3 protein-coding genes and 1 pseudogene are annotated in these 6384 nt (G+C 49.3%); all 4 read left to right on the top strand.

From position 1 onward, the window contains the following. Positions 1-212 (top strand): annotated as a pseudogene (locus Q427_RS30960) (UDP-N-acetyl-D-mannosamine dehydrogenase); the annotation flags it as partial. 33 nt (positions 213-245) lie between these two features. After that, positions 246-3260, top strand: a complete 3015-nt coding sequence (locus Q427_RS28535; protein ID WP_081785782.1) for a glycosyltransferase family protein — start codon at positions 246-248, stop codon at positions 3258-3260. Continuing rightward, positions 3257-5395: a glycosyltransferase family protein gene (locus tag Q427_RS02675; protein ID WP_043510754.1), complete on the top strand. Its 2139-nt coding sequence runs from the start codon at positions 3257-3259 to the stop codon at positions 5393-5395. Before Q427_RS28535 ends, Q427_RS02675 begins: the two co-directional genes overlap by 4 nt. Before the next feature lie 9 nt (positions 5396-5404). After that, positions 5405-6384 (top strand): heparinase II/III family protein (locus Q427_RS02670; protein WP_043510752.1); only part of this gene is annotated, 980 nt, incomplete at its 3' end.

Genomic DNA, 6384 nt, shown 5'->3' with positions numbered 1-6384 from the left:
TCCACCCTGGTAAGGTCATGTTGGTTGAACCCAATATTTCACAGCTGCCAGATAAACTGAATGCTGCTACTTTGATTGGTGTGGATGCTGCACTTGGATGTGCAGATGTTGTTGTTCTTTTAGTTGATCATAAGGTTTTCAAGAAGATAAAACTCGAAGAATTAAAGGGTAAAATGGTTGTCGATAGCCGAGGTGTTTGGACGGCCGGTTGATGTTTCTTACATCCATTTTTTGGTATTGCAAATATGAGTTATAAGCACGAGAGTTTGTTCCCTGGAAAAAGAAGTTTCTCGCCAGACTTTGTTTTTCAGAGAGATGGAGTTTCATTTTTTTACACTTATATTCGTAAAAACGCATCTACATCCTTCAAAAAACTATTCCAGTTGATGTATCCAGGGATTTGTCCGGGGAAAATTCCTTCTATTGGATGCATGGCAAAACATGCACAAATCAAAAATCTTTCTCCAGAAGAGATAGATCAAAGCTATTCCAATAAAATCTTTATATATAGAGATCCCGTTGAGCGTGTTTTCTCTGTATATAAAAATAAGCTGATCCAGCAGGATGGTGCTGAGGATTTGCTCGAAAAGCTTAAAAAAGCAACAGGCCGAGACCCTGGTCTATTGACCTTTAGTGACTTCGTGAATGACTATGTTTCGTTGTTAGAAACAGAACGCTGGAATGAGGTTGATGGTCATCTGTATCCGCAGTCGTGGCACTTGCTGCCTATAACATACACCATGGTAATTCCGATGGAGCATGTTTATGAGCAAATGCAACAAATACTGCCAAAATACTTGTGTGACCAGGCGTTTCGCGAGCCCAGCAATAGCACAAAGAGAGGAAGTACACTGCTTGAGCACTGCGATGTCGACACGCCCGCAGGTTATTTGCAAAGGAAGTACGCACAAAAAAGAGCTCTACCAGAACAAAGCCAGGTAATTACTCCTGAAATAGAAGCGAGAATCAAAGAAATTTACAATGAAGATTATGCTATATTAGCGTCAGTTTCTAAAATTGAGAAGGCTGGTACATCTTTTGATAAGATGACTTCACAACGGCAAGATAATTACACAAAGTTGCTTGTTAGCCTGAGAGCTGAAACGTTAAAAAATGAGTCCGTCAGCCAAGAATTGGTTGAGGTGAAAGAAAAGCTGTCAACCAAGGAGCGTGAGGCTGAAAAAGCAATTTCTGCAATTCAGAATGAGCTGGATGCTGCCAATGCGAAGGTTAAAGATCTCAGTGCAAAATACTATAATGCCAATACGAAACTTAAAGAGCTCAGGGTGAAATACCATGATGCTGATAGTAAGCTCCGGTCTGCGAACGCAAAGTATCGTGAGGTTTGTCAGCGGCTTTCTGCTATGAAGGCAAGCCCAACCTACAAGGCTGGACTGTATTTGAAGGCTGCTTCAACCTCGTTAATTGATGCAGTAAAGCTTCCTGTACGCTTGTGGCGCCTCAAGCATCCCCCCAAAAAAAAATCTAAACAACGGATGAAACTTCTGCAGGGTCTTCGCTATATTAAGTGGAAGCTTGTTATTCCGCTCGCCACGCGCCTGGGAGTGCCATACGGAAAAGTTGCCAAGCTCGGTACCACCCATTCTTCTGGAAACCACGGAGAGCACTTAAAGCAACAAGGTTTGGCATCACAATCCGAAAGCCGCGGAAGTTTGGAAAAGCCTCCTACGAAATTTAACCCTCCTTCTGCCGCCGCACAAGAAATTAGCATCTTGGGCTGGCCGAAACACTCGCCCAATGGTAAGCCTTATGTGATTGGAATTATGGACGAGTTCACCACCGGCTGCTTCGAGACAGAAGTCAATCTGATTCAGCCCCGCCCGGATAACTGGTACGCTCTCGCGGAGAAGTACAAGCCAGCACTATTCTTTATTGAAAGTGCTTGGAAGGGAAATTATGGAAGCTGGCAGTACCGTGTGGCGGACTACGCCAACAAGCCCGGCCAAGAAGTAGAACATCTATGCCAATACGCTCGTGAGAAGGGTATTCCTACTCTATTTTGGAACAAGGAAGACCCAGTCCACCATGACAAGTTCATGTGCAGTGCCAAGCTGGTGGATCACATTTTCACTACCGACGCCAACATGAAGGCCTCCTATGCGGCCAAGACCGGCAATCCAAATGTTCACGCGCTACCGTTTGCTGCCCAGCCGGCACTGCATAAACCGGCACCGCTGGCGAACCGCAAGCAGCGGGCCTGCTTTGCGGGTAGCTGGTACGGTAATCGCCATGCCCAACGCGGCGAAGCCATGCGCTGGCTCCTGCAAGCAGCTAACCAGCACGGCCTGGATATCTACGACCGTAACCACGGTACCGGTGTCTTTCCTTTCCCTGAGGAGTACCAGGCCGGGATAAAGGGTAGCCTTCCCTATAAGGAACTCTGCGACGAGTACAGCCGCTATCGGGTATTTCTCAACGTCAACTCGGTCACCGATTCTCCTACCATGTTCTCGCGCCGGGTATTCGAGCTGATGGCCTGTGGGACTCCTGTGGTCAGCACCTATGCAAAGGGCATTGAAAACCTGTTCGGCTCCGGAGCCGTGTGGCTTGTTCACAGCCAGGAAGAGGCGGATGAAGCCATCCGTGTTTTGATGACCGATGATGCCGAATGGCGGCGTCGCAGCTTGGCTGGTATTCGGGAAGTGTTTGCCAAGCACACCTACGCCCATCGCCTGAATGATATCTTCGATCAGATTGGCATCGAACACCGATTGGCAACCGACCCGCCGATGCTGCTTTTAGCTGAGGTGGAGTCACAGGCGGAGTTGGAAGCTCTAAATCACTTCGCTACAAAGCAATCATACCGTTCCTTCCGCATGGGGATAGTCTGCCCGTCTGGTATTGAAAGCCTGCCAGGAGATCTGCCTGAAAACATTGTGCTGCTGAAACCTGATGAAAAGGTGGCTTGGGTAACCGAGCAGCAGGTTGATAAACCTATCGCTGGTTGGCTGGCGCCCTTCAGCCATTACGGTGAGCATTATCTAAGAGACTTGGTCAACGCCAGCTTGTATGAGCCGGACGCAAGCGGCTGGGCTAAGTCGTTAAGTGACGATCGATTTGCATACGGTGGAGCAACAGCTCTTTGTGGCTCTTTGTGGAAAACTGCGGAATTCATAATGCATTATCTTGATGCCAGCCCGGAGGTTCAAATTGCTCGCTCTGATCTTTACTTAGCCGACAGCGATCAATTCCAAGTTGGTAGTATAGCTCCTCTAAAAGGAGAAGGGGCTGAAGTATGAAAAAACGTGTATTGATATGCGCTAACCCTGATCTTAACTATATCGATGGTTCCTCCATCTGGGCGCAGACCATCGCCCTTGCAACCGCAGCCACTGGCTTGGCAGAGGTCGACTTCTTGGCCAGGAGTTCGCCGAAGCGTGATGAAATGTTTGCTCCGCTTGAGTCTGCCGATAACCTGACTATCCACGACGCTACTGCGCCCGAGTATTGGGACGGCAAAAGTCCAATGCGCTTGTCTCTTCCAAGTATGGCAGAATTGGCCATTAGAGAAGATCGTACCAACCCTTATGATGTGCTTATCGTGCGTGGGTTGGAAATCGCCACTCCTCTACTTGAAGCGCCAGACGTGCTGGCCAAGTCCTGGGTATACCTTACCGACATTCCCCAGTCGGTGGCTGAGTACGATTCGGAACAGCGCCAGATCATGGAGCGGATTGCACAAGGCTGCCACCGTATACTTTGCCAGACCGAAGCATTTAAGGCACTGTGGCAATCCTTGGTGCCGGGGCTCGATACTAACAAAGTGCGCCTCTATTCCCCTGTGATACCGGATATCCCAAAGGAGCTGCGTTCTTTGGTTGAGCGTCCCAAACGGGCGATCTATGCTGGAAAGTTCAAGGGCGACTGGATGACCCTGGAAATGGCTGAATGCTGGTCTGAGATCCACCGTCAGTTGCCCGACATTGAGCTTATAATGATCGGTGATAAATTTCATCAGGAACCAGGCCGGACTAACTATCAGGAGCGCATGCAAAAGGCGCTAAAGAATACAATTGGTCTTAGTTGGTTGGGCGCACAGTCACGCGAAGCTGTTCAGCTGCAGTTGCAGCAGGCTCGAGTGGGGCTCTCCTGGCGTGACGAAAGCATGGGCGATACCATTGAATATTCCACCAAGATACTGGAGTACGGGGGATCAGGTTGCGCCGCGATCTTAAACCGAAATTCGTTGCATGAACAGCTGCTGGGGTCTGACTACCCATTGTTTGCTAACAGCCGCGAAGAGTTTATTCGGCAGCTCACTCGTGCCTTGAGCGAACCTGAGATCGCTGAGGAAGCCGCAAATCGACTGAGAGAGTTAGCCGAGCGGCATACCTTTTCGACCCGCGTAACAGAGATTCGCGAATGGCTAGAGGAAACCCCTAAGGCTCTCAAGCCTACTCAGAAAACCCGGGTTCTGGTTGCTGGACACGACCTAAAATTCTTTACGCTGCTCCAGAAAAAACTGGAAGCCACCGGTCGGTTCGAGTTCCTGACAGACCGGTGGCAAGACCATAATAAGCATAATGAAAATCGCAGCCGATCCTTACTGGAAAAGGCCGACGTGATCTTCTGTGAGTGGTGTCTGGGCAACCTCAAGTGGTACTCGCATAACAAGCTGCCCCACCAGCGCTTAGTGGGGCGTTTTCACTTGCAGGAACGCGAACTGCCCTACGTGGCCGAGGCCAATTGGGGCAATATCGACCATATCAGCTACGTCAGCGAGTTCATCCGACGGGAAGGGCAGAAGGCCTTCGGCTTCCCCTTTGAGAAGACCTCGGTGATCCCCAACCTGCTGGATGAAAGCAAGTTCACGCCCAAGAAGAAGACTGGCGATGCCCGCTACACCCTGGGTATCATCGGTGTGGCCCCGGCGAGAAAGCGGTTAGATCGTGCACTGGACCTGTTGGAATCCCTGCTGGAAGAGGACGACCGTTACTGCCTTCGGGTAAAGGGCAAGCATCCGCTGGACTACGGTTGGCTGCTTAAGCGCGAGGATGAGCTGGCTTACTACTGTAATGTCTTTGAGCGAATAAATACCAACCCCAGGTTACGGCATAAGGTGATCTTTGATCCGCCGGGTGATGATGTTAATGAATGGTTCAGCATGGTAGGTTTTATCCTTTCGCCATCGGACTTTGAGTCATTCCATATGGCTATTGGTGAGGGGATGCTGACTGGTGCTATGCCGATTATCTGGAACTGGGATGGGGCTGAGGAAATCTGGGGGAGTCAATATGTGATCCGCTCACTTCAAGAGGCCAAGCAAGTTGTGTTACACGGCGAGCCGAGTCAAGCGCTGACAAGCGAGCTGATTACCGCGATTCCGTCCCATGATATCCGTCAACGTTGGCAGCATATCATTCAACAGAGTTAACCAATCTTTATGACCACGAAAGAGCTATTAACCTACGTAACGCCAAGTGCCATCGAGTACATGCAGAAGACAGTTAACTCCAAGAATAAGGCTGATTACGAAAAGTTGAAAAAACTTTTCGATGATCAGCGCTTTGAAGCCAAAAGCTTCGATGATACCGACCTAGATATCTTGGCCTTCGACTGGAAAAGCCTGGAGCGTGATCGCAACTGGTGGTGGCAGCTGCAGGCACTGCCGTTCCTCAACTGGTATGTTAACAGTCTGGCACTGCAAAGTGAGGAGGAGCGCAACCGCTACCTTTCTCTCTGCTTAGATGCGATTCACTGTTGGGTAAGCAATGCAAAGCAGGATAAGAAATCGCCACTGGTATGGCACGATCATGCCGCAGCATTCCGCGTACGTAACTTGACCAACTGGCTCTTGTTCTGTAATAGCAACGGACTCTTGGATAATGAAAGAATTGGTGCCCAGCCCCTTGCCAAGCTGATCATCGAACACTTGAACTGGCTCCAGGATGACAAGCACTACTCCAAGCATACCAACCATGGTTTTGATCAGGCGATGATTGCCCTGACCATAGGGTTGATGTTTGATCATCACGATTTTGACGCCTATCGGCAGCACAACCGTCAACGTCTGAAAGATGAAGTGACCTTCGCCTTCACCGACGAAGGGGTGCACAAGGAAAACAGCCCCGGCTACCAGAAAATGATGCTGGGCAGGCTCAAGCAGCTTAGATCCTTGGCTCTACTTGGCGAGCAAAAGATCTCTAATATGGGTGAGCACTATATTGAGAAAGCCGAGGCTTTCTTGCGAGCTATTACCTTGCCCAATGGCTACTTGCCAATGATTGGTGATACTAGAGGAGGAGACGAAGGCCTTCCCTACGAACAGAAAGAAAAAATTGATGTACTAGACTATTCAAAATCTGGTTATGTAATCGTTCGTGGTACTGTGCTGGAGAAGGAGTTACATCTAGTTTTTAAAGC

The organism is Halomonas sp. BC04 (assembly GCF_000568385.1).
The sequence above is the reverse complement of the archived record's forward strand: the minus strand, read 5'-3'. Positions and strand labels throughout refer to the sequence as shown.